The following is a 23,336-nucleotide window of genomic DNA, read 5'->3' on the forward strand; positions in this document are numbered from 1 at the left end:
CGACATGGGTCGGGCAAGGATCGAAGAGGTTTCTTTCGGCGGCTCGCCCGAACCCACGCTCGGTGTGGAGTGGGAGATCGCGCTCGTCGACAAGGTGAGCCGCGATCTATCGAATACCGCTGCGGCGGTGTTCGATTCACTCGATGATCCCCGCGCGCACGACGGCACACCGCAGGTCAGCAAGGAACTGCTGCGTAATACGGTCGAGCTCGTCACCGGTGTACATCACACTGTCGGCGAGGCGATCGACGACCTCGGCTCGTCGATGGACCTCGTGCGCCGCGCGGCCGACCCGCTCGGCGTCGACCTCTTCTGCGCGGGCACACACCCGTTCGCGCAGTGGTCGGCCCAGCAGCTGACCAGGTCGACGCATTACGACGAACTGATCGAGCGTACGCAGTGGTGGGGCCGCCAGATGATGATCTGGGGCGTGCACGTGCACGTCGGGGTCTCACACCGGGACAAGGTCTTTCCGATCCTCAACTCGCTGCTGTTGTCCTACCCGCATCTGCTCGCGCTGTCGGCGTCCTCGCCGATGTGGGCGGGCTCGGACACCGGATACGCGAGCAATCGCACGCTGATGTTCCAGCAACTGCCCACCGCCGGTTTGCCTTTCCAGTTCGAGAACTGGACGCAGTTCGAGAAGTTCGTGCACGACCAGCGGGTGACCGGGGTGATCGAGCAACTCGGGGGCCTGCACTGGGACATCCGGCCCGCACCCAAATGGGGCACGATCGAGGTGCGGGTATGCGACGGATTGTCTTCGCGCGCAGAGCTCGCGGCCATCGTCGCGCTGATTCATTGCCTGATCGTCGATCTCGACCAGCGGATCGACAACGGTGAGACTTTGCCCACCCTGCCGCCGTGGCATGTGCAGGAGAACAAGTGGCGCGCGGCGCGCTACGGGTTGGACGCCATCCTCATCGTCGACGACGACAACCACGAACGCCTGGTGACCGACGACCTCACCGATCTGTTGAATCGATTGGAGCCCACCGCGGCCCGGTTGGGGTGCGCGCGCGAGCTGGCCTCGGTCGAGCGCATTCCCGAACACGGCGCCTCCTATCAGCGTCAGCGTCGGGTCGCCGCCGCGGCGCAGGGTGATCTGATCGCAGTGGTGGACGCGCTGGTCGAGGAGTTACGCGGCTAGCGGCGGCTTGTCGTCGGCTGCTGTTCAGCTGGCCAGGGGGATGGCGTTCACCTGACGTTTACTATGGGTGGGTGCTAGTCGAGAAACCAGGTTTCAGCGCGGGGGGAAACGCGCGAGTATTCTCCCGCGGTCCGCGCGCCCGAAGCTGGGTCCTCGCGGGGGTGGCCGCGGTCCCTGTGCTGTTGATCGCGTTGCAAGTGTTCGCGGCGCTGCGGGGTTTCGAGGGACCGCTGGAAAGTCTCTGGCACGACTACGTATCGACGCCGAAGTCCATGTCGGTGCCGTGGGCGGGATTGATCCTCGCGGTGGTCGGCATCTCCTGGCGCCGCCGCGTCCTCGCCGTCGGCGCCGCCGTGGCCATCGACCTGGTGTGGGTGGCGATCCGGCTGTCGTCGGGGGCATCCTTCGCGGTGGGCAACGGGCCGGTCATCGTGCTCACCGTTCTCGGGGTGGTCGCGCTCGTGCGCTGGCAGGGCGTCGAGCGGCGCGACGCGCTGCACGCCGTGGCGCTCGGCGCGCTGCTCATCCTGGCCACCAAGGTCAGCGACGTGTGGTTGCATATCACCGTCCTCGCCGGACCCTCGGTGTTCGACGAATATCTGATGCTGGCCGATCACGCGCTCGGCGACCCGTCATGGGTACTCGGTCGGGTGCTCGACGCACTCGGTCCCGGCGTGTACGCGGTGCTGCACTGGGTGTATATCGAACTGCCGGTCGCCGCGATCGTGGTCGCGGTGTGGCAATTGCGCCGGGTGGTCTCCAGCCGACGATGGCCTTCGCATTATCTGGTACGCACGTTCCTGGTGCTCGGGTTGCTCGGACCCGTGGTGTACCTGATCTTCCCGGTCGTGGGACCGATGTTCGCGTTCGGACCCGACGGGCACGGCCTGCAACTGGGCAACTACTGGCCGGGTGTGGTGGCACCGATCGACCACAACCCGATGCCGCTGGCCTTCGACACCGAGACCCCGCGTAACTGCATGCCGTCCATGCACACCGCGTGGGCGCTGTCGGTATTCCTGCATACCCGCCGGGATACCGACGGCACCCGCGCGCCACGGCTGCTGCGCTGGATCGGCACCTTCTGGTTGTTGGCCACCCTCGCCGCCACCCTCGGCTTCGGCTACCACTACGGCGTCGACCTCGTCGCTGGCGCGGTACTGTGCTTGACCGTCGAATCGGCGCTGCGTGAACCCGAGCGCGGCTGGGGATTGTTCCGGGTGCGGTTGGTCGGGCTCGGTCTCGGCCTGCTCGCCGCGCTGCTGCTGACCTACCGCTACCTGGCGGTGTGGATGGCGGAATATCCGGTGCCGTTCGGCACCCTCGTGCTCGCGGGATTGGCGGCCTACGCGGTGGCCTTCCATGCGACCTGGTTCGCCGAGAATCGCGAAAGCGTCGGTGCGCGAACCGAACCCGAATTCAGTGTGTGAGAGCGACCGGGGCTGAACGGGATTCAGTCGGTATCGTTGTCGGGGTCTTTGTCGCCGAGCTCGTTCACGCGGAGTAAGCCGTCGCGGTGGCGTTGTTCGCGGTAGGCGGTCCTGCCCACGAGGTGCCCGGTCACCGGCGCGGTGACCAGCGTGAAAACGCCGACCAGGATCAGCGCCCAGACATTGCCGTGGCCGCGCAGCTCGATCGTGGCACCCATCAACACCAGCACCAACCCCACAACCTGGGGTTTCGTCGCGGCGTGCATGCGGGTGAGGGTGTCGGGAAAGCGGACGACGGCGATCGAAGCGGTCAGCGCGAACAGCGAGCCCGCCAGCATCAACGCCCCGGAGATCCAGTGCCACAGGTTCATCGGTCATCACGCACCCGGAATCGAGTGACCGCCGCCGAGCCGAGGAATCCCACCAGCGCCAACGCCACGATCGCGGGGACGACGGTGGTGTCGTCGCTGAAGGCCGCCCAGACCGCGAGGCCCGAGGCCGCGATCGCCACCAGCGAGTCCAGACCGACGACCCGGTCGAGTGTGCTCGGCCCGGCCAGTGTTCGGAAACTGGTGAGGAGGGCCGAGGCGATCAGCAGCACGGCCGCGATGAGTACGACAACGGTCATGAGGCCAGCTCCGGGGGTTCGGGGTTGTTGCGACCGGTGTGCGGATCCACCGACCGCCACTCGGTCGGTCGCTCCAACGCGTTGATCAGCAGACGCTCCACATGCCTTGTCGTGCGGTAGAACTTGTCCACCGCCTCCTCGCTGCCCACATCGAGCACATGCACGTAGACGATGCAGCGACGACGGTCTATCTCCAGCACGATCGTGCCGGGAATCAGGTTGAGCACGTCGGTGCACAGCGCGAGCACCAGATCCGAGCGGGTGCTCAGGTACACCCGCAGGACCCCGGAGACCGGTGGTGGTGCGGGGCGAATCGCGAACCAGGCGATCTGCAAACTGGACTCGACCGCGTAATACGACGCGACGACGATCAATTGCAGCAACGACAACGGGTGCAGTCGCCCGGAGACCGGCACCCTCGGCAGCGGAAGCAGCAGCATGATCAGTGCGCCGATCGCCAGGCCGCCCAACACATTCGCGATGCTCAGATCGCCCCACAACGCGATGTAGACGATCGTCAACCACAGCAGCACCCCGATGCGCACCAGGGTTTCGCGCTGCACGCCCTTGACCCGATCCATGTTGCTCATCGCGGCGTCCCGTCGTCGCCACCGAGCACGGCGGTGATGTAGTGCCCCGGATCGCGCAGTTCGTCGGCGGCGCGATCGGCGATGGCGAGGATTGGACCGGCGAATACCGTCATGCCGACGCCGACCGCGACCAGCACCGCCGTCGAACCGACCATCAGAAACGGCATCCGGCCGGGTAGGGTGCGCTCGTCGTAGTGCACATAACTGGAATCCTCCACCAGCGTCGGCGTGCTGGCCGCCGTCAAGTGCCCCTCCGGTGCTTCGGCGCGCGGGCGCCAGAACGCCTTGCTCCATACCCGCGCCATGGCGTAGAGCGTCAGCAGGCTGGTGACCACCGAGCCGCCGACCAGCACCCAGGCCAGCACACTGCCGTCGATCGCACCGGCTTGCAGCAAAGCCACCTTGCCGATGAAACCGGAGAACGGCGGTATCCCACCGAGATTCAGCGCCGGAATCAGGAACAACACACCGAGCAACGGACTCGCCGAGGCCAAGCCACCGAGCCTGCGCAGCGAGGTCGAACCGGCCTGACGTTCGATCAACCCGGCGACCAGGAACAACGCGGTCTGCACGAGAATATGGTGGGCCACGTAGAACACCGCGCCGGCCAACCCGGCGAGATTGGCGAGCCCGACTCCGAAGATCATGTAACCGATATGACTGACCAGGGTGAACGAGAGCAGTCGACGGATGTCGCTCTGCGCGATCGCGCCGAAGATGCCGACGAGCATCGTCAGTAGCCCGCACACCAGCAGTACCGTGTTGAACTCCTTGCCGGGGAACAACAGCGTCTGGGTGCGGATGATCGCGTACACACCGACTTTCGTCAGCAACCCGGCGAACACCGCGGTCACCGGGGCTGGCGCGGTCGGGTACGAGTCCGGCAGCCAGTTCGACAGCGGGAACACCGCCGCCTTGATGCCGAACGCCACCAGCAGCACCGCGTAGATGGCGGTGCGGGTGCCCGTGGGCACCAAGGCCATTCGTTCGGCCAGCTGCGCGAGATTCAAGGTGCCGGTGGCCGCATAGACCAGGCCGATGCCGGTCAGGAAGATCATCGACGACACCATCGACACCATCACATACGACACACCCGCCCGGATGCGCTCGGCGGTGCCGCCCACCGTCAGCAGCACGAACGAGGCCGCGAGCAGCACCTCGAAGCCGACGAACAGGTTGAAGAGGTCACCCGCGAGGAATGCCGCCGAGACGCCAGTGCTCAGCACCAGATAGGTGGGTTGATAGATCGAGGTCGGCTGCCGCTCGCCGCCGTCGCGGATGTTCTGGCCCGCACCGTAGAACGCGACGGCCAACAGCACGATCGAGGAAACCAGCAGCATCGCGGTCGAGAGTCGATCGGCGACCAAGGTGATGCCGATGGGTGTCTCCCACGCGCCGATCTGCAATGCGGTGGTGCCGTCGCGGTCGGCCAGATATAACAGCAGACCGCAGATCACGACCAGGCTGCTGAGCACGGTGAGCATCAGCACCCGCTGGGTGCGCGGCCGACGGCCGAAGATCAGGGTGCCCGCCGCGGCCAGCAACGGCAACAGCACCGGAAGCGGCATCAGCGTCGGTAACAAGCTGGGGGAGAGGCTCAATCTTCCGGGTCCTCTCCTTCGCGCCGACTCGCGACGTCGACGTCCTCGGGATCGTTCTCGACATCGTCGGTGGTGGTGAGCAGGAAGGAGCGGTAGGCGAGGGCGAGGACGAACGCCGAGAGCCCCATCGTGATGACGATCGAGGTGAGCACCATGGCTTGCGCCAGCGGGTCGGCCGAGGACTGTGCGTCCAGATTGCCCGCTTCGCCGGAGTCACGGATGGGCGGTTTGCCTGCCGCGCCGCCCGCGCTGATGATCAGCAGATTGGCCGCGTTGCCGAAAAGGATCAGTCCGAGCAGCATTTTCGATACCGCGCGTTCCAGCACGAGGTACACGCCGCAGGCGACCAGGATGCCGATGAGGACCACCAGGGTCAGGTTCACCGTCATGCCGTCACCTCGCCGTCGGCCGGGATCGGTAGCTCGGCTTTCATACGGCATCACCACGCACGGGGGAGGTGTCCTCGTTGGCGGCCAGTTCGCTGTCCAGGCGCGCGCCGAGGCTGCGCAACACGTCGAGGACCAGGCCGACGACGATCAAATACACGCCGAGATCGAAGAACAGGGCGGTGACCAACTTGATGTGGCCGAGCACCGGCAGCGTCACCTCGAAGATGGCCGAGGACAGCGGCGGCGCGCCGAAGAACAGTGACGCCGTCGCGGTGCCCGCGGCCAGTGCGAGGCCCGCGCCGAGAATGTGTCCCGCGTCGACCGGCAGCGCCTCGCCGAGTTCGTAGCGTCCGCCCGCGAGGTAGCGCAGGGTGAGGGCCAGTCCCGCGGTGAGTCCGCCCGCGAAGCCGCCGCCGGGCGCGTTGTGTCCGGAGAAGAAGAAGTACACCGAGAGCACCATGATGGTGGGAAACACCAGGCGGGTGGTGATTTGCAGGACCATCGACCGGTCGGCGCGCGAGACCAATCGGCCCGCGGGCAGCCAGCTGACCAGGTCTGGGTCGTAGTTCGGGGCGTCGGCCGCGCGGGGTGCGCTGCCGAAGCGTCGGCTGCGGAACACCAGTGAGGCGACGCCGGTGGCCGCGACCACGAGTACGGAGATCTCACCGAGGGTGTCCCAGGCGCGAATGTCGACGATCAGCACATTGACCGCGTTCTTCCCGCCGCCGAATTCGTACGCGGCATCGGAGATCCGGTCCCAGATGGGTTCGCTGTTGCGCGCGGCGAGCGCGAAGGCCAGCAGCACCGAGACCGCGGCGCCGACCACGACCGAGAAGATCGCCCTGCGCGCCTTGAAGGCCGCTGTGCGCTTCGCCTCGATCGTCGCGGGGAAACCACGCAGCACCAGGACGAAGATCACCAGGGTGAGGGTTTCCACCAGGAACTGAGTGAGTGCGAGGTCGGGTGCGCCGTGCAGCGCGAAGATCACACCGCACCCGTAGCCGGTGGCACCGACGACGAGCACGCTGGCAAGACGATTGCGCAGCACCGTCGCGCTGATCGCCATCGCCACCATTATCGCGCCGATCGCCAATTGCAGCGGCGAATCCCACAGGCGTAGCCGCACTTCGGTGTTGGCGCCGACGATCAGCAGAATGATCGGCAGCAGGACCAGGGTGGTGAGGATGGTCGCCAGGCTCAGCGGCAGCGAACCGCGCTGCACCGCCGCGGTCATCCGCAGCGACAACCGGTCCATACCGCGCAGGGTGGCGTCGTAGGCGCGGTCGGCGTTGCCGAGCATCGGGTGCACCGGGTCGGCGAGCCTGTTGCGCAGGCCGAACAACAGGCACCCCACGACGATGATGACCGCGCTCAGTGCGAGCGGGAGAGTGAACCCGTGCCACAGCGCCAAGTGCGATTCGAGGTGTCCCGGAAGGCTTTTCGGATAGTCGGCCACTGCCCGGTCCAGTAGGGCGGCCGCGGGGCCCGCGACGAGGCTCAGCACCGCGAGTGCGGCGGGCGCCGCGACGAACAGTGCGCCGGGTGCATGCCAACTGTGCGCGGGACCCGACACGGTCGGATCGGTTTCGGCGGGTGTGGCGTGCTCGACTTTCGCCGCGGGATCCACGTCGATCACGGGGACTCCCGGTTTGCTCGCGAAGGCACCCCAGAGGAATCGGACGCTGTAGGCGACGGTCAGCATCGAGCCGACCACCAGGGCCACCACGAGCGCCAGTCGTGCGGGCCATGCGAGGACCTCGGCGTCGAGTACCGCGCCCAACGCCCCTTCCTTGCCGACGAACCCGAGCAGCGGCGGTATTCCCGCCATACTCAGCGCGGCCAGTATCGCGGTGGCGCACAGCACCGGAGCGCGGCGACCGACCCCGGATAGTTTGCGCAGATCCCTTGTACCCGCGCTGTGGTCGATCACGCCGACGACCATGAACAGGCAACCTTTGAACAGCGCGTGTGCGATGACCATCGCGATCCCGGCCAGCGCCGCGTCGGGTGTGCCGAGCCCGACCAGCACCATTATGAAGCCGAGTTGGCTCACTGTGCCGAAGGCGAGCACCAGTTTGAGGTCGGTCACCTCGAGCGCGCGCAGTCCGGCCAACAGCATCGAACCAGTGCCGAGGATCAGGATCAGCGGCCGCCACACCGGGTCGTCGGCGAAGATCGGCGCCAGCCGCGCCACCAGGTAGACCCCCGCCTTCACCATGGCGGCGGCGTGGAGATACGCGCTGACCGGTGTCGGTGCGGCCATCGCGCCCGGTAGCCAGAAGTGCAGCGGCACCACCGCGGATTTGCTGAGCGCGCCGACCAGGATCAGCGCTACGGCAACGTGTATCGACGCCGCACCGACCGGCCGCGCGCCCGACAGCAGATCCGACAACAGGTAACTGCCGGTCGATTCGCCGATGATGACGATCCCGACCAGCATGGCCAAGCCACCGGCGGTGGTGACCAGCAACGCTTGGATCGCGGCGCGGCGACTGACCGCCTGTTCGGCGTTGTGGCCGACGAGCAGGAACGACAACACCGTCGTTGTTTCCCAGAAGATATAGAGCACCAGCATGTTGTCGCTGGTCACCAGGCCGAACATGGCACCGGCGAAACCCACGAGCAACGCGGCGAACAGGCCGAGGCGTGGTTCGTCGTCGTGGAAGTACCTCGCGCAGTAGGCCAGTACCAGCGCGCCGACACCGAGCACCAGCGCGCACAGGACTCCGGCCAGCGAATCGAAGCGCAGGTCGATGTCCATCGAGAGGCTGGGCGCCCACTCCCACTGAACGCGTTGGGTGCTACCCCAATTCGCGAGCACCCAGCCGAAGCCGCCGAGCGGGACCAACGCGAGGAGGTAGAAAGCGTTGCGGCCCAGCACTCGTACCAGAAGCGGCGCCACCAGTGCGGCGGCGCCGTGAGCGAGCAGGATCGCGAGCAAACTTCACTCCGTCGGGTCGGGGTGGCGCGTCGTCCTGGACGATCTTACGTGGAGCCTGGGAGCATTCCGTGCTGCGGTGAGCACGGCGTTGGCCATGTCACATCCGGTGGCAATGCCGCCGCTACTGCGTTACAGGTAGCGCCCCTCGTTCCCGGACGCCGAATTGCTCGCGGCCTGGCCACGATTCTCCGCGTAGCGGCGCAGTGATTCGACCTGGTCGGTATCCAGGGAGGGGTGCACCACCGCGCGCGCCGCCGTCACGTCGGCGACGGTGACGTCGGCGGCGTCGAGATCGCGGCGCATCGCCGCGAGTGCGGCCTCGCGCAACAACGCGGCACAGTCCGCGGCGGAGTAGCCGTCGAGTCGTCGGGCCAGCGCCGCTAGGTCGACGTCGTCGGCCAGTGGCACCGAGCGTCCCGCGGTGCGCAGGATCTCCAGTCGCGCCGCACCATCCGGCGGCGGCACGAACACCAGCCGTTCCAGCCTTCCCGGCCGCAGCAATGCGGGGTCGATCAGCTCGGGCCGGTTGGTCGCGCCGACCACCACCACGTCGCGCAGCGCCTGCGCGCCGTCCATCTCGGTGAGCAGTGCGGCGACCACCCGGTCGCCGACCCCGGAGTCGCTGCTCTGTCCTCGGCGCGGCGCGAGCGCGTCGACCTCGTCGAGGAAGATCAGCGATGGTGCGGAATCCCTTGCGCGCTGGAACAATTCGCGCACGGCGCGCTCGGAGGAGCCGACCCATTTGTCCATCAGTTCCGCGCCCTTGATCGAGTGCACGCTGAGCTGACCGGTTCCGGCCAACGCGCGCACCAGAAACGTTTTGCCGCAGCCGGGCGGGCCGTAGAGCAGCACGCCGCGCGGTGGTTCGATACCGAGCCGGGCGAAGGAATCGGGGTGGCGCAGTGGCCACAGCACCGATTCGGTGAGCGCCTGCTTGGTCTCCACCATGTCGCCGACGTCGTCCAGTGCGAGGCTGCCGACGGCGAGTTCCTCCATCCCCGAACGCGACAACGGCCGGATCACCTCGAGTGCGCCGACCAGGTCCGCCTGCGCCAACTCCGGGTCGGCGTGGTCTCTGCTGGCCCGCGACGCCGCGCGCAGCGCCGCCTCCCGACACAGCGAGGCCAGGTCGGAGACGACGAAACCCGGTGTGCGCGCGGCGATATCGTCGAGTTTCAGGGCCGAGGTCGGCACCTTGCGCAGCAGTTGTTCCAGCAGGGCCTTGCGGACCACCGCGGTCGGGAGCGCGAGTGTCAGCTCCCGGTCACACAGGTCGGGGGCGCGCAGCCGCGCGTCGATGCCGGTCGGGTGCGCGGTGGTCGCGAGGAAGGCCACACAGGTTGCGGCGACCGCCGCGCGCAACTGGTCCAGGATCAGCGTGGCGACCGGCTCCGATTGTGCGGGCAGCAGCGCGTCGATATCGGTGATCAGCAGAATCCCGCCCTGCCCGGAGGCGACGTCGGCCACGGCTTCGGCGACCGCGCGCAGCCGTGCGCCGCTCTCGGTCGCGCCGACCGTCGGGCCGTCCAGTTCCACGATGCGGCGGGGGACCGTCACGGCACAGGCGAGGGTGGCCTTCCCCACCCCGGCGGGACCGGTGATGAGCACGCCGAGATGGGGTGTCGCGCCGAGGGTGCGCAGCAGTTCCGGTTCGTCGAGGGCGAGGCTCAGCCATTCGGCGAGCTTGGCCGCCTGGGTTGTCGACCCGGCCAGATCCTCCACCGGTATCGACAGCGGTGCTTCGGTCGGCGCGGGCGCATTCTCGGCGGGATCGGTCACGGCGTGCTCGGCGGTGGGGGAGTCGATCGTCGAGGTGGTCGTGCTGGGTGTGGTGGTCGCGGTCGCGGGCCGTGCTGTCGGCCGATCGCCGTCGTCGGAGGGGGTCGCCGCGCCGGAACCCCAGTCGGCGGCGGTATTGGGTTGCACGCTCACCGGGCCGCTCGGGTCGGTCGCGGTGACGGTGAGCAGTTCGGTGGTCCACGCGATGCCGAAGGCACGCGAAAGCGCCTGTGTCGCAGCCGAAGAGCTGATGTCGGGGCCCAGATCGCGCGGCAACAGCGAGACCGCGTCACCCACGGTGACAACCTTGCCGAGCAGTGCCTGGCGCAGCGTCGCCGCGGCGATGGTGCGGGTGGCCTGCACCGAGCCGCTCACCGAGATCCGCCGCGCGCCGAACACGGTGACCGGCGCGACCGCCACGCTGGCGTCCTCACGCAGACCCGCGTTGGAGAGGGTGACGTCATCGAGCAGTGCGACCCCCGCGGGTGTGCCCGAGGGGGCGACGGCGACCACCGCCGCCGTGCGCCGCGACCCGATGACGGCGATCGCGTCCCATTCGCGTAGCCCGAGCGCGGTCAACGCCTCGGGGTGCAGTCGGACCACACCGCGTCGAGCGTCGGCGGCGGATTGGTTGAGACGGGCGGTGAGCGCTAGGTCGGCCACCTAGCCAGGTTAGGTCACCGCCGAAGTGTGGCGGTGCGAAGACGATCAGCTGCCGGGCAGCGCCGGCGGTCGCGACACCGACCCGTCGCGCAACGACAACGTGACCGCGGGAGCCGGGTGCGCGCGGCCGACCCGATCGCACCGCAGTGCGCGATCGGCACCTCTGCCCGGCGGCCCGGCGGCGCCGTGCGATCTGATCGACGGCAGGGGAACACGCGGTGCCTGAGTGGTGCCCGAGCCGGGCCGACACTTCGCTGTGGTGATCGCGCTCGGTAACGGGTGGTCGTGGCGCTGCGCAGCATCGGATTCGGCGCTGTGCGAACGTGCGTGGTGTGTGACGAATCCGCGCGGTCGAGTCGCCGAGCGGATCACGTTCAGCAGGGTCAGCGCTTGACGATCCCGGCAGCCTTGGCGACGGGAGTGTCGGCCTGGCTGGCCGACAGGCACACGAGCTTCGCGGTACCGAGCGCGACATTGGGGGAGCCCTCGAACGGGCTACCGGGGTTCTCGGCGAGGATCTCCTCGATCCGCGCCTTCTCCGCCTCGCCTTGCAACTGCTTGAACTCCGCGCACGTGGTCTGTGAAGCGGGCCCGAGGTCGGGGTCGGGCTGGTTGACGGGCGCGGATTCCTCGGTGCCGGGTTCCTGTGACTGCTCGGGTGTCGCGGAACTCTCCGGTGCTTCGGTGTGTGGCGCGCTCGCGGTGGTGGTGCTGTTTCTGCGCAAGCCGTTGGCGTCGGCGGCGGTGTCGGTGTCGGACCCGCATCCGGCCAGCACCGCGACCGCCGCGGCGGTGGCGATGACCATGATGGAAGTTCGCTGCATACCGTGCTTTCCCCGGTGGATCGGTGCGCCGGGGCCTCCGGCGCGCTCGGTGCAGCGTACCGGGTTCGATCGGTCTGTGGTCATAGCAGCCTCCCGTGGCTAGAGGACCGGCGCCGATGCGCGGTGCTCGAGCAACAACCATGGGTCGACGTGCTTGCGATCGTCTGAACGATCGCTGAAATCAGTGGATCTGGGACTGCCAGTCCGCCGGGACACGCTCACGCGGCCCCGGTGCGCCTTGGTCGGCGGGATGGCTGTTGGGTGGCGCCAGTTCCGGTCCGCCGCTGTAGCTTTCCTCGGTGTCGAAGTTGTAGAACCAGTCCTCGCCCGGCTCGAAGCTCTGGATATACGGATGACCGGTCGCGGTCGCGTGTGCGGTGGCGTGCTGGCCGGGCGAGCTGTCGCAGCAGCCGATGTGGCCGCATTGCGCGCAGCGCCGTAGATGCACCCACCAGCCCTGTGCCGCGTCGCATTCCGCGCAACCTGTACCGCTCGGTGTCGCGCCGGGGTCGATGCCTTCGAGCTGTGCTGCCATCACCGGTCTCCTGTCGCGGGGGGCGTCTGTGGGGTTTCGGTCGTGCTCGCTTCGCTGTTCTCGGTGGTGGGGTGCAGTGGCAGCCACACGGTGAATGTGGTGTTGCCTGGTTCGGATTCGACCCTGATGTCGCCGTCGTGCTTGTGCACGACGATACGGAACGAGATGTCGAGACCGAGTCCGGTGCCCTCACCCATCGGCTTGGTGGTGAAGAAGGGCTCGAAAATGCGCGCGCGGTTGTCCTCGGGGATGCCGGGTCCGGTGTCGCCGATTTCGACGACGGCGCAATCGTTCTCGTGCCTGGTACGGATGGTGAGTGTGCCCTCGCTGTGCATCGCGTACACCGCGTTGTCGATCAGGTTGGTCCACACCTGATTCAATTCCGCCGCGTAGCAGGGTAATTCGGGCAGCGACCGGTCGTAGTCCTTGGTGACCCGCACCCCGTCGCCGATCTTGCGGCTGAGCATCACCAGTGTGCTGTCGAGCAGGTCGTGGATGTCGACCACCTGAAACGGGGCCCTGTCCATCTGGGAATACTGTTTGGCCGCGTCGACCAGTGCCGAGATTCGCGTGGTGGAATCGCCGATCTCGTTCATCAGCAGTTCGGTCTCGATGGTGTAGTTCAGCCACCGAATCGCGCCCTGGAACACCGATTCCGGCGCGCCCTCCAGGGTGCCCGCCACGCGTTCGAGCCAGTCGATGTCGATCCCGGCCTGCACGAAATTCGGCGCGAGGTCCCAGCCGTCGCTGATGCCGTGCTCGTCGAACCAGTCGGCGAGCAGATCTTCCCGGTCCGCGGCCTCCATCGGCGTCAGTTCCGGCGCCTTGGCCACCTGGTCGGCGGCTTCCTCCTGCATCAGCACCAGTGCGCCGAGGGACTCGGGGTCGAATTTGCCCTCCGCCATCATCGCCAACTTGTGGCGTTGGCCAGCGACGCGATCACGCAGCCCCGAGGTGGCGCGGACCGCCGCGGCCGCGGGGTTGTTCAGTTCATGGGTCAGACCAGCCGACAGCGACCCGAGGGCCAGGAGCCGTTCACGTTGCGCGATCCGCATTTTGGCGTTGCGGTTGCCGAAGAACACGCCTTCGAGCAGGTGCACCGCCATCGGGAACCATTCCTGCATCATCCTGGCGAAGATCTCGGCGTCGAGGACGAAGAACCGTGAGGTCCTTCTCACCTGCATGGACCCGTTGTAGTTCTGTTCGACGCGGTCGCCGATATAGGACATCCACGCACCCGCGTACGCGCCACGATGTTCGGTGCGCACCATCTCGATCTCCACGCCGCCCGAAAGCTTGGTGAGGATCACTTCGCCCTCGATCAGCACGTAGAAGCAGGTGGCCGGTTCACCTTCGCGGTAGACGACGCCGGGTTCGATGGTCTCGATGCGTCCGTCGCGGCACAGCCAATCGAGCTGGTCGGCGTCGAGTTTCTCGAACAGGAACAGTGTGCTCAATTCCGCGGGGTCGCACGCCGCGCGGTTACGGCCCTCGGCCGTCGAATCCGAATCCATCTGTGTTCCTCCTGATTACGCGAGGTAGCGGTGCACGAGCATGACGGCCATCGCGCCCTCGCCGACCGCGGAAGCGACCCGCTTGGCGGAATCGGCGTGCACGTCACCGGCGACGAAGACGCCGGGCACGCTGGTCTCGAGGTGGTGTGGGGGCCGAGGGAGTTCCCAACCGGGCGGGCGCGCACCGTCGACCAGGAGGTCGGGTCCTGCCAGCACGTAGCCCGCGTCGTCGCGCAGGACGACGCCGTCGAGCCAATCGGTCTGCGGCGCTGCGCCGATGAACAGAAAGAGCCGTTCGGTGTCGACCTTCTCTTCCTCGCCGGAGCTGTTGTCGCGCAGGATGATCCGTTCCAGATGGTCGTCGCCGTCGGCCGAGCTCACCTCGGTGTTGGTGTGCACAACGATGTTCGGGATCTGCTCGATCTGTTGAATCAGGTAGTGCGACATGGAATTCGCCAGTGCATCACCGCGCACCACCAGGTGCACGGTGCGCGCGCTGCGTGACAGGAATACCGCCGACTGGCCCGCCGAGTTGGCCCCGCCGACGATGTACACGTCGTGTTCGGCGCAACCGGCCGCCTCGGTCATCGCCGAGCCGTAATACACGCCGCGCCCGGTGAATTCGTCTACGCCGGGTGCCGGGTGGTGTCGGTAGTCGACGCCGGTGGAGATGATCACGGTGTGCGCGCACAGCCGCCCGCCGTCGGCGAAGCGCACGGTGCGCGCCGAGCCGTTCACCTCCAACCCGATCACCTCACGGGTGGTGATCACCTCGGCGCCGAATTTGCTGGCCTGCCTGCGCGCGCGATCGGCCAGCTGCGCGCCGGACAATCCGTCGGGGAAACCGAGGTAGTTCTCGATCCGCGAGCTCTGCCCGGCTTGGCCGCCGGTCGCGGTGCGTTCCACCAGCACCGTGCGCAATCCCTCGGAGGCGCCGTAGACCGCCGCGCCGAGCCCAGCGGGCCCACCGCCGACGACGATCAGGTCGTAGAACTCGCCCTCGGCGTTCACCGCGAGCCCCACGTGCTCGGCCAGCTCGCTGTCGGAGGGTTGGATCAGCACCGAACCCGCCGAGGTGATCACCACCGGACAGCGCTGCGGGTCGGCGCTCGCCGCCTCGAGCAGCCGTGCGCCTTTCGGCTCGTCGGCTAAAAACCACCGATACGGTAATTGGTTGCGCGCCAAGAACTCCCGCAGCGAAGACGAGCGCGGCGACCACCGATTGCCCACCACTTTGGTCTCGGTGATCGGCCGCTGATCACTGGCCCGCCACGCCTCCAGCAGACTGTCGAGTACCGGGTAAAGCTTCTCCTCCGGCGGGTCCCACGGCTTGAGCAGGTAGTGGTCGAGATCGATGACGTTGATCGCCTCGATCGCCGCGCTGGTATCGGCGTACGCGGTGAGTAGCACCCTGCGCGCGTAGGGATGCAGGTCCATCGCCTGCTCGAGGAACTCGATGCCGTCCATGCCCGGCATTCGGTAGTCGGCGATGAGTACCGCCACCGCCTGTCCCCGCAGTTCGAGTTCGCGTAATGCGTCGAGGGCCTGCGGGCCGGACTCGGCGCGCACGATCCGGTAGTCGGCGCCGTAGCGGCGACGCAGATCGCGCACGACCGCGCGCGAGACGCCAGGGTCATCGTCGACGCTCAGGATGACCGGCTTGCTGATGGCGGGGGAACTCACCTACGAATTATGAAGCGTCGTGGGCGGGCCTGTCCTGCTCGTTCGCTGCGGGCGCAAGTTCTTTGCCGGCTGTTTGCGCAATCTCGATGCGGACTCATGATTCCGGCCCGGTCAGCGCCGTTGTCCTCGGATAACGTCCAGCTCGTTCGGTGTGAGCAAGCGTTCGAGGCTTTCCTGTGCCGCACTGCGCCGCGCGGGCTCCTCGTCGTCGGTGTCCGCGTCGTCCTGCGGCAGCATCGTCGGATGTTGGTGGCAATAGTCCGCGTACTGCGAATAGTCGTAACCGGGATGATCGTCGTGGCGGCTGGCGTCATCGCCGAGCGAGTTCCGGAACACCGAGGTGTGTTCGGGTGCGATAACGGGGTGCCAAGCCAGACGGTCGGTCGGTCGACGTGTCAGGAGGGAGCGCAGGTTCACGGCGAATCACCTCACGGTTGGACGGAAACCTCGCGGCGGTTTCCGGTACGTGGTCGTGCCTGGTGGGATTTGATTTGCTGCGATGATGCTCTGTCAGCCATTGTGCGCCGAGCGTGACCGTTGGTGAAGACCATGGTGTGAAAATGTGACACAACTGCCTTCCCCATTAGGATGCCGAAGACCTGTCGAAAGCGTTCCGACCGGCCAATGGGCGGGCGCGGGTAGTCCCGGAGGCTGTTATGCCGAAAGATCTCGAAGCCGTTATCGATGTCGCCGCACCACCGGAGCGAGTGTGGGCGGTGGTGTCGGATCTGAAACGGATGCCGGAATTCAGCCCGCAGTGCGTGCGAATGATTCCGCTCGGGCGCACCAAGGAGGGCACGTGGACGATCAACTTCAACCGTGACGGCAAGAAGTTCTGGCCGACCACCGCACGCGTTGTCCGCTACGAGCCGAATCGGGAATTCGCGTTCCGGATCAACGAGAACCACACGGTGTGGAGCTACACGATCGAGCCCACCGAGACAGGCACGCGCCTGACCGAGCGCCGCGATGTCTCCGCCGGCGTGACCCTGTTCTCGCGCAAGCTGATCGATGCGATGCTCGGCGGCGAGCAGCCGTTCGAGGGGCTGTTGGAGCGCGGTATGCAGGAGACGCTCGGCAGGATCAAGGCCGCGGCGGAATCGGGCTCCTGAGTCGAGCGGTCTCCCGCACGGTGTCGACGCACCGTGCGGGAGCACGCGTCCTACCTACCGCCAATCGGGCAGCGTCACGACCTGGGCCGCGTAGGAAAGGCCAGCGCCGAACGCGATGAGCAGCGCGGTGTCGCCCGGCTTGGATTCGCCGTTGCGCAGCAACGCTTCCATCGCCAGGGGCACCGACGCGGCGGAGGTATTGCCCGCTTCCTCGATGTCGTTGGCTAGTGCGCAGTGTTCGGGCAGTTCGAGGACGCGCGCCATGATCTCGATGATCCTGCCGTTGGCCTGGTGCGGGATCATCGCGTCCAGGTCGTCGGTGCTCAGTCCGGCCCTGTCTACCGCGTCACGGCATACCTTCTCCAAAGAGTGCGCCGCCCAACGGAATACCGCGGTGCCCTCCATGCGCATGTACGGCCGGACGGCGTCGAGTCCCTTCTCGTCGATCTCGGCGAAGAACTCCATCCAGTCCTTGTCCTGGCGGATGGCGTGGCTCTGGGTGCCGTCCGAACCCCACACCACCGGGCCGATGCCCTGCTGCTCGGCGGGGCCGACGACCACCGCGCCGGCGCCGTCGGCGAACAGGAAGGCGGTGGAGCGGTCGGTGGGGTTGATCGTGTTGGTCAGCTTCTCGACACCCACCACGAGTACGTGATTCGCGGTGCCGACCCGAACCAGGTCCGAGGCCATCGCCAATGCGTGGCAGAACCCGGCGCATCCGGCGGACACATCGAAGGCGGCGGGTGCGTTCATGCCGAGTTCGGTGGCGATCTGCGGTGCGGCTGCGGGGGTGAGCAGCAGGTGGGTCGAGGTCGCCACGATGACGCAGTCGACCTGCTCGGCGGCGATGCCCGCGGACTCGAGCGCGCCCCGGGCCGCGCCGACGCTCATGCTGTGGATGGTTTCGGATTCCCCGGCGAATCTGCGGGTCTTGATCCCGGATCTGGTGCGAATCCACTCATCGCTCGAGTCGATCGGTCCTGCGACTTCGTCATTGGTGACGATCCGGGTCGGGCGGTAGACGCCGAGACCCAGAATCGCGGTGTGTGCTGCCCCCGTGGTCTGGGCGATTCGAGCAGCCATGTGCGTCTCCTATGTACCTGCGGCTGCGCTTGTGACCTGCGGCGGCGCTGCCGGGTTGTTGCCGAAACTTCGAGCGGGTGTTCCCCATCATCCACCACCTACGACTGCGTAGACATGAGGCCACCTCATATTATCCCGATTGTCGCGTATGCGCCCGGCGTATTTCGACTCGAACGGGGTAGGCCGCTCGTACCATGACATTCGTTCCACATCGCGTGGACACACAATGGATTCGAGGGAAGCCATGTTGGGTCTCGGAATTATCGGCTGGATCATCATCGGCGGCATCGCGGGATGGATCGCCAGCAAGATCATGAAGACGGATGCTCAGCAGGGCATCATCCTCAACGTCGTGGTCGGTGTGGTCGGCGGACTACTCGGCGGACTGCTGTTGGGATGGCTCGGTGTCGATGTCGACAGCGGTGGTTGGTGGTTCAGCTTCTTCACCTGCCTTGCCGGTGCGGTCATCCTGTTGTTCCTGGTGAAGCTGGTGACCGGAAACCGAAGCAGGACCTGACCGGTAGCGGTTGGGTATACGCCCAGGTGTCACCGGCTCCTTTCCCGTAGGGTGTGATCGCTTGCGCCGGACCCCCGTCGTCCCGGCGCGAACCGTTCGCGTCTAGCACGAAAGAGGAGCCTGTGGCCCGCCGTCCCACCCCACCCGGCACGCCAGCACGTACTGGGATCGGCCACGTCGCCGACCTGGTACGCAAGGCAATTCCACCGCTACACCCCGCCGGGCTGCCGTTCGTCGCCACGCCACTGGCCGTGGCCGTCGTGGGCGGTAGGAACAAGTGGGTGCGCAGGGCAGGGCTCGGCGCCGCCGCGGCGTGCGCGACATTCTTCCGGCATCCCGACCGGGTGCCGCCGAACCGTCGCGGCGCCGTGGTCGCGCCGGCCGACGGTGAGATCGCACTCGTCGACACCGCCGTCGCACCCGCCGAACTCGGGCTCGGCACAGCGCCGTTGCCTCGCGTCAGCATCTTCCTGTCCGTGCTCGATGTGCACGTGCAGCGCACCCCGGTCTCCGGTCTCGTGCGGTCGGTGATGCACCAGCCCGGCCAGTTCCGTTCCGCGGACCTGCCCGAGGCAAGCTCGGTGAACGAGCGCACCACGATGGTGTTGGAGACCCCCGAGGGCCAACGCCTCGTCGTGGTGCAGATCGCGGGCCTGCTCGCGCGCCGCATCGTCTGCGATGCCCAGGTCGGCGACGTGTTGACCATCGGTGACACCTACGGCCTGATTCGCTTCGGCTCCCGCGTCGACACCTACTTCCCCGAGGGCACCGAACTTCTTGTCCGGCCGGGCCAACGCACCATCGGCGGGGAAACTGTTCTCGCCGTGCTGGACTCGGCGTTACCGGGATCGGGCGACCCCTCGGTGGACGCCGGTTCGTGATGGAATCGGCAGTCGCGCCACGGCGCAGTAGGACGATCCGCCTGCTGCCGAGCATAGTGACCATCATGGCGCTGTGCGCGGGTCTGTCCGCGGTGAAATTCGGCCTCGACGGCCAGCTGCCGACCGCGCTGGCCATGATCGGCGCGGCAGCGGTGCTCGACGGGCTCGACGGCAGGCTCGCGCGCATGCTCGACGCGACCACCAAGATCGGCGCCGAGCTGGATTCGTTGTCCGACGCCATTTCCTTCGGCGTCGCACCCGCGCTCGTGCTGTACGTGACCCTGCTCGACAGCAACAGCGCGGGCTGGATCGTCGCGTTGCTGTACGCGGTGAGCATCGTGCTGCGCCTGGCCAGGTTCAACACCCTGATGGACGACGACGATCGCCCGGATTGGGCGCGTGAGTACTTCGTCGGGGTGCCCGCGCCCGCCGGTGCGTTGATCGCCATGGTGCCCGTCGCGTTGCTCGTGCAGTTCGGTGACGGTTGGTGGGTCGGCTTCTACGCGGTGCTGGTGTGGACGGTGTTGTCGGCGGCCTTGGCGGTGAGCACTATTCCGACGCTGGCGTTGAAGTCGGTGTCGGTCGCGCCGCAAGCCGCGGCGGGTCTGCTCGTGGTGGTCGCGGCGGCGGCGGCCGCGTTGCTCGTGTATCCGATCGTGCTGCTGCTGGTGCTCGTCGGGCTGTATCTCGCGCACATCCCGTTCGCCTGGTATTCGCAGCGTTGGGTCGCGGCGCGACCGGAGACCTGGGAGCACAAGCCTTCCGAGCGGCGCGCGCAGCGTAGGGCGGCACGCAGACCGGTGATTCGGCGGCCCGCGTTGCGCAGGCCCGCGCTCCGTCGGCCCGCGCTTCGCAGGCCCGCCATCCGTGGGTCCACCGCGCGGCTTCGGTTGCGTAGGCCCGGCGGCAAACCGAGCGAAGACGAACTCTAGAACCCCAGGGCACGCGCTGATTTCGAGCGATCGCGCATCGGCGTTGCAAGAATGCCGCAAGGATACGAAAAGTTCGCGGTGCGAGTCTGCCGAGACAGCAATCATTCGTGTGCGCGAGCGCTTCATCGTTCCGAAGCTCGGCACTCGGATCGGCACAGGAGGGTGACGATGGAGCAGGACGGTCTGCACGAGTTCCTCGCACATCGACCCCGGCTGTTCGCGTTGGCCTACCGCATGCTCGGCTCGGCGAGCGAGGCCGAAGACGTTGTGCAGGAGACGTATCTGCGCTGGGATGGCACAGATCGGGCCGAGATTCGTTCCGTCGAGGCGTGGTTGACTACGGCGTTGGTGAATCTCTGTCGTAGCGAACTTGTTTCGGCGCGTGTGCGCAGAGAAAGCTACGTCGGGCCGTGGCTGCCCGAACCGATGCCCACCGCGGGTGGCGAACTCGGCCCCTTGGAGACGGTCGAAGAGCGCGAACAGGTTTCGCTGGCCTTGTTGACCGCGTTGGAGCGGCTGACCCCGGTGGAGCGTGCGGTATTCGTGTTGCGCGAGGCGTTCGGGTACGCCCATCGCGAGATCGCCGACATGCTGTCGGTGACCGAGGTCAACTCGCAGCAGATCTTCCGCCGTGCCCGGATGCATGTGCGAGAAGACAAGGTGCGCTTCGAGATTCCACCCGAGGACGCGCGCGAGTTGGTCGAGCGTTTCCTCGGTGCCGCGCGTGACGGTGACGTCGAGGGGTTGCGCAGGATGCTCGCCGCCGAGGTTGTCGCGACGGCCGATGGCGGCGGTGTGGTGAATGCGGCACGGCGTCCGGTGGTCGGTGCCGAGCATGTGGCGCGGTACCTGGCCGGTTTGCTGCGCTGGGCGGTACCGGAGATGAAGATGGCGGTGGAAGAGGTCAACGGCGAGCCGGCGGCCGTGGTGCGGGTGCGGGGCGGGGTGGTGCTCATCGTCGGTATCGAACTGGGTGCCGACGGTATCGGCGCGCTTCGGCTGCTGGTCAACCCGGAGAAGCTGGCGCGCTACACCGAGCTCGCCGGGCCTTCGTCGCGGTAATAACCGCAGGTCGAGCCGGTGTGAGCTGGTTCACGCTCGAAGTGTGTCAGGAATCCGCGCGGTGTCCGGTCTTGGGTGATGTAGGCCATCGAAAAGGAGCCACATCATGAGCGAACAGCATCGGATCGTCGTCCTCGGCGCGGGGTACGGCGGGTTGTCTTCGGCGCGCAGGCTCGTACGCAAGGCGCGCGGGGCACGGATCACCGTCGTCGATACCCGGACGCGTTTCGTCGAACGGGTTCGACTGCACCAACGTGCCGCGGGTCAGGACATTCCCGCATGGGATCTCGCAGCGGAGTTGGGGCGCAAGGGAATCGAGTTCATCCAGGCCCGCGCCACCGAGATCGACACCGAGGGAAGGCGGGTGTTGCTCGACCCGGTGGGCGCGGGCGACCGGGAGTCGGTCGGTTACGACACCCTGATCTATGCCCTCGGTAGTGGCAACAGTCAGCACAGTGTTGCCGGGGTGAGCGAGCACGCGTACTCGGTCTCGACCCCCGAGGACGCCGAGGCCATCGTGTGCGCCGATGCGCTCGACGGTAAGACCGTCGCGATTGTCGGCAACGGGTCCACCGGGATCGAGCTGGCCGCGGAACTCGGGGAATCGCAGCCGAATACGCGCGTGCTGTTGCTGGGTTCGGAGGAGGCGGGCGCGTGGTTGTCACCGCGCGGGTGCGCGCATGTCGGTCGAACGCTGGCCCGGCTCGGGGTCGAAACCTATGCGCAGGTCAAGGTGATCGAGGTGACCTCGGCGGGGGTGCGGCTGGCCGACGGGCGGCTGATCGAGGCGGATGCGACGGTGTGGACCGCGGGTTTCGGTGTGCCCGATCTCGCCGCGCGCTCGGGGTTCGAGGTGGACGCGTCGGGGCGGGTCGTGACCGATGCGACGTTGCGTTCGGTGTCGCATCCCGAGGTGTTCGCGGTCGGTGACAGTGCGGTCGTGGTGGGGTCCGATGGCAAGCGGTTGCGGATGGCATGCGCGACGGCCCTGCCCACCGGCAAGTACGCCGCGGATGTCGTCATCGCGCAGTTGCGGGGAAAACCATTGCCGGAGCTGAAGTTTCGCTTCGTCGCACAGTGCGTGAGTCTCGGCCGCAAGGACGGGGTGATCCAGGCGCTGCACGCTGATGATTCGCCGGGGCGGTTCGCGGTGACGGGCCGAGCGGCGGGGTGGTTGAAGGAGCAGGTGGTGCTCGGCGCTGGCCGGTCGGTGCGAGTCTGAAGATCGTCAACCAATGGTTGACGATTGCGTATCGTCAACCTACAGTTGACGGCATGACTGCACCGAATGTTCGGCTCGACGATCTGATCGACGCCATCAAGAAAGCCCGACCCGACAATGTCCTCGAGCAACTGTCCGACGCGGTAGTCGCCGGTGACCACCTCGGCGAAGTGGCCGACCACCTGATCGGCCACTTCGTGGACCAGGCCCGCCGCACGGGCGCCTCGTGGACCGACATCGGCGCCAATATGGGCGTCTCCAAGCAGGCCGCGCAGAAGCGGTTCGTGCCCAAGGGCCCTGGCGATCCCGAGCAGATGAATCCGAGCGCGGGGTTCGCCAAATTCACGCCGCGCGCCAGGGCGGTGGTGGTGGCCTCGCAGGAGCAAGCGCGACGGGCGAAGAACAAGGAGATCGGCACAGCGCACCTAGTGCTCGGATTGCTGACCCAGTCCGAATCGCTTGCCGCGCAGGCGATTATCGCCAACAACGTCACGCTGGAGGCGGTACGCGGCGCGGCGGAGGCGCTGCTGCCCTCCGCTTCGCCGGAAGTGGATCAGGTCGCGCTCATCCCCTTCGGTTCGGACGCGAAGAAGGTGCTCGAACTGACCTACCGCGAGGCACTTCGCCTGGGGCACAACTACATCGGCACCGAACACATCCTACTCGCGCAGCTCGAACAGGAGAACGGCGACGGCGTGTTGACCGGCCTCGGCCTCGACAAGGCGACCGTCGAACAACAGCTCATCGAGCTGTTGGCACCCCTTGTCGCCGCGGCGGAAGCCGCCGAGCAGGCCGAGTGA

The 23,336-nt window shown here is 67.1% G+C and carries 22 protein-coding genes; 9 read left to right on the plus strand and 13 right to left on the minus strand.

The window, feature by feature from the left end; translation table 11 throughout:
- Positions 1–4 precede the first annotated feature (4 nt).
- On the plus strand, positions 5–1,150 hold the full coding sequence (locus ABEA50_RS08345; protein WP_345494485.1) for a glutamate--cysteine ligase: 1,146 nt from the start codon (positions 5–7) through the stop codon (positions 1,148–1,150).
- 71 nt (positions 1,151–1,221) lie between these two features.
- Positions 1,222–2,580, plus strand: coding sequence for a phosphatase PAP2 family protein (locus ABEA50_RS08350; RefSeq protein WP_345494486.1), 1,359 nt, complete (start codon positions 1,222–1,224; stop codon positions 2,578–2,580).
- A gap of 23 nt (positions 2,581–2,603) precedes the next feature.
- On the opposite strand, the gene mnhG is transcribed toward ABEA50_RS08350, so the two are convergent.
- The 12 genes from mnhG to ABEA50_RS08410 all read right to left on the minus strand — a co-directional run bounded on the left by mnhG (position 2,604) and on the right by ABEA50_RS08410 (position 16,144).
- Positions 2,604–2,951, minus strand: coding sequence for a monovalent cation/H(+) antiporter subunit G (gene mnhG / locus ABEA50_RS08355; protein WP_345494487.1), 348 nt, complete (start codon positions 2,949–2,951; stop codon positions 2,604–2,606).
- Positions 2,948–3,208 (minus strand): monovalent cation/H+ antiporter complex subunit F, encoded by a 261-nt coding sequence (locus ABEA50_RS08360; RefSeq protein ID WP_345494488.1) that lies wholly within the window; start codon positions 3,206–3,208, stop codon positions 2,948–2,950. Before ABEA50_RS08360 ends, mnhG begins: the two co-directional genes overlap by 4 nt.
- Complete coding sequence (locus ABEA50_RS08365; protein ID WP_345494724.1) at positions 3,205–3,771, minus strand: Na+/H+ antiporter subunit E; 567 nt, start codon at positions 3,769–3,771, stop codon at positions 3,205–3,207. Before ABEA50_RS08365 ends, ABEA50_RS08360 begins: the two co-directional genes overlap by 4 nt.
- 23 nt (positions 3,772–3,794) lie before the next feature.
- Positions 3,795–5,399: a Na+/H+ antiporter subunit D gene (locus ABEA50_RS08370; protein WP_345494489.1), complete on the minus strand. Its 1,605-nt coding sequence runs from the start codon at positions 5,397–5,399 to the stop codon at positions 3,795–3,797.
- Positions 5,396–5,788, minus strand: a complete 393-nt coding sequence (locus ABEA50_RS08375) for a Na(+)/H(+) antiporter subunit C (protein WP_345494490.1) — start codon at positions 5,786–5,788, stop codon at positions 5,396–5,398. The genes ABEA50_RS08370 and ABEA50_RS08375 overlap by 4 nt, the downstream gene beginning before the upstream one ends.
- 40 nt (positions 5,789–5,828) lie before the next feature.
- A complete protein-coding gene (locus tag ABEA50_RS08380; protein WP_345494491.1) occupies positions 5,829–8,729 on the minus strand; it encodes a Na+/H+ antiporter subunit A in 2,901 nt (966 codons plus the stop codon).
- Positions 8,730–8,858: 129 nt separating this feature from the next.
- Positions 8,859–11,171, minus strand: a complete 2,313-nt coding sequence (locus ABEA50_RS08385; protein WP_345494492.1) for an AAA family ATPase — start codon at positions 11,169–11,171, stop codon at positions 8,859–8,861.
- Between the two features lie 383 nt (positions 11,172–11,554).
- A complete protein-coding gene (locus ABEA50_RS08390) occupies positions 11,555–11,995 on the minus strand; it encodes a hypothetical protein (protein WP_345494493.1) in 441 nt (146 codons plus the stop codon).
- Positions 11,996–12,176: 181 nt separating this feature from the next.
- Complete coding sequence (locus ABEA50_RS08395; RefSeq protein ID WP_345494494.1) at positions 12,177–12,530, minus strand: UBP-type zinc finger domain-containing protein; 354 nt, start codon at positions 12,528–12,530, stop codon at positions 12,177–12,179.
- The gene (locus ABEA50_RS08400) at positions 12,530–14,044 is read right to left on the minus strand and encodes an ATP-binding protein (protein ID WP_345494495.1); all 1,515 of its coding nucleotides are present in this window, start codon (positions 14,042–14,044) and stop codon (positions 12,530–12,532) included. The genes ABEA50_RS08395 and ABEA50_RS08400 overlap by 1 nt, the downstream gene beginning before the upstream one ends.
- 15 nt (positions 14,045–14,059) lie before the next feature.
- The gene (locus ABEA50_RS08405) at positions 14,060–15,727 is read right to left on the minus strand and encodes an NAD(P)/FAD-dependent oxidoreductase (protein WP_345494496.1); all 1,668 of its coding nucleotides are present in this window, start codon (positions 15,725–15,727) and stop codon (positions 14,060–14,062) included.
- A 111-nt stretch (positions 15,728–15,838) separates the two neighbouring features.
- Entirely contained in the window at positions 15,839–16,144 is a 306-nt protein-coding gene (locus ABEA50_RS08410; RefSeq protein ID WP_345494497.1) for a hypothetical protein, read from the minus strand.
- A gap of 239 nt (positions 16,145–16,383) precedes the next feature.
- On the opposite strand from ABEA50_RS08410, the gene ABEA50_RS08415 reads away from it, so the two are divergent.
- Positions 16,384–16,839, plus strand: a complete 456-nt coding sequence (locus ABEA50_RS08415) for an SRPBCC family protein (RefSeq protein WP_345494499.1) — start codon at positions 16,384–16,386, stop codon at positions 16,837–16,839.
- 54 nt (positions 16,840–16,893) lie between these two features.
- On the opposite strand, the gene ABEA50_RS08420 is transcribed toward ABEA50_RS08415, so the two are convergent.
- Positions 16,894–17,922: a beta-ketoacyl-ACP synthase III gene (locus tag ABEA50_RS08420; protein WP_345494500.1), complete on the minus strand. Its 1,029-nt coding sequence runs from the start codon at positions 17,920–17,922 to the stop codon at positions 16,894–16,896.
- Between the two features lie 244 nt (positions 17,923–18,166).
- Here ABEA50_RS08420 and ABEA50_RS08425 point away from each other — a divergent pair, with 244 nt between their 5' ends.
- The 6 genes from ABEA50_RS08425 to ABEA50_RS08450 all read left to right on the plus strand — a co-directional run bounded on the left by ABEA50_RS08425 (position 18,167) and on the right by ABEA50_RS08450 (position 23,336).
- On the plus strand, positions 18,167–18,439 hold the full coding sequence (locus tag ABEA50_RS08425; protein ID WP_345494725.1) for a GlsB/YeaQ/YmgE family stress response membrane protein: 273 nt from the start codon (positions 18,167–18,169) through the stop codon (positions 18,437–18,439).
- Between the two features lie 122 nt (positions 18,440–18,561).
- Positions 18,562–19,320, plus strand: coding sequence for a phosphatidylserine decarboxylase (locus ABEA50_RS08430; protein ID WP_345494501.1), 759 nt, complete (start codon positions 18,562–18,564; stop codon positions 19,318–19,320).
- Positions 19,320–20,252 carry a CDP-alcohol phosphatidyltransferase family protein gene (locus tag ABEA50_RS08435; RefSeq protein WP_345494502.1) on the plus strand — a complete coding sequence of 311 codons (933 nt, stop codon included), beginning with the start codon at positions 19,320–19,322 and terminating at the stop codon, positions 20,250–20,252. The genes ABEA50_RS08430 and ABEA50_RS08435 overlap by 1 nt, the downstream gene beginning before the upstream one ends.
- A 168-nt stretch (positions 20,253–20,420) precedes the next feature.
- The gene (locus ABEA50_RS08440) at positions 20,421–21,314 is read left to right on the plus strand and encodes an RNA polymerase sigma-70 factor (protein ID WP_345494503.1); all 894 of its coding nucleotides are present in this window, start codon (positions 20,421–20,423) and stop codon (positions 21,312–21,314) included.
- Between the two features lie 106 nt (positions 21,315–21,420).
- Positions 21,421–22,536, plus strand: a complete 1,116-nt coding sequence (locus ABEA50_RS08445) for an NAD(P)/FAD-dependent oxidoreductase (protein ID WP_345494504.1) — start codon at positions 21,421–21,423, stop codon at positions 22,534–22,536.
- Positions 22,537–22,589: 53 nt separating this feature from the next.
- Entirely contained in the window at positions 22,590–23,336 is a 747-nt protein-coding gene (locus ABEA50_RS08450) for a Clp protease N-terminal domain-containing protein (RefSeq protein WP_345494505.1), read from the plus strand.

This window comes from Nocardia callitridis, from assembly GCF_039543305.1.
Lineage (GTDB): Bacteria > Actinomycetota > Actinomycetes > Mycobacteriales > Mycobacteriaceae > Nocardia > Nocardia callitridis.

Coding starts and splice junctions, on each gene's coding strand:
- ABEA50_RS08345 (WP_345494485.1), top strand. CDS start 5: ATGGGTCGGGCAAGGATCGAAGAGGTTTCTTTCGGCGGCTCGCCCGAA.
- ABEA50_RS08415 (WP_345494499.1), top strand. CDS start 16,384: ATGCCGAAAGATCTCGAAGCCGTTATCGATGTCGCCGCACCACCGGAG.
- ABEA50_RS08440 (WP_345494503.1), top strand. CDS start 20,421: ATGGAGCAGGACGGTCTGCACGAGTTCCTCGCACATCGACCCCGGCTG.
- ABEA50_RS08435 (WP_345494502.1), top strand. CDS start 19,320: ATGGAATCGGCAGTCGCGCCACGGCGCAGTAGGACGATCCGCCTGCTG.
- mnhG (WP_345494487.1), bottom strand. CDS start 2,951: ATGAACCTGTGGCACTGGATCTCCGGGGCGTTGATGCTGGCGGGCTCG.
- ABEA50_RS08375 (WP_345494490.1), bottom strand. CDS start 5,788: ATGACGGTGAACCTGACCCTGGTGGTCCTCATCGGCATCCTGGTCGCC.
- ABEA50_RS08360 (WP_345494488.1), bottom strand. CDS start 3,208: ATGACCGTTGTCGTACTCATCGCGGCCGTGCTGCTGATCGCCTCGGCC.
- ABEA50_RS08445 (WP_345494504.1), top strand. CDS start 21,421: ATGAGCGAACAGCATCGGATCGTCGTCCTCGGCGCGGGGTACGGCGGG.
- ABEA50_RS08390 (WP_345494493.1), bottom strand. CDS start 11,995: ATGCAGCGAACTTCCATCATGGTCATCGCCACCGCCGCGGCGGTCGCG.
- ABEA50_RS08395 (WP_345494494.1), bottom strand. CDS start 12,530: ATGGCAGCACAGCTCGAAGGCATCGACCCCGGCGCGACACCGAGCGGT.
- ABEA50_RS08450 (WP_345494505.1), top strand. CDS start 22,590: ATGACTGCACCGAATGTTCGGCTCGACGATCTGATCGACGCCATCAAG.
- ABEA50_RS08425 (WP_345494725.1), top strand. CDS start 18,167: ATGTTGGGTCTCGGAATTATCGGCTGGATCATCATCGGCGGCATCGCG.
- ABEA50_RS08420 (WP_345494500.1), bottom strand. CDS start 17,922: ATGGCTGCTCGAATCGCCCAGACCACGGGGGCAGCACACACCGCGATT.
- ABEA50_RS08400 (WP_345494495.1), bottom strand. CDS start 14,044: ATGGATTCGGATTCGACGGCCGAGGGCCGTAACCGCGCGGCGTGCGAC.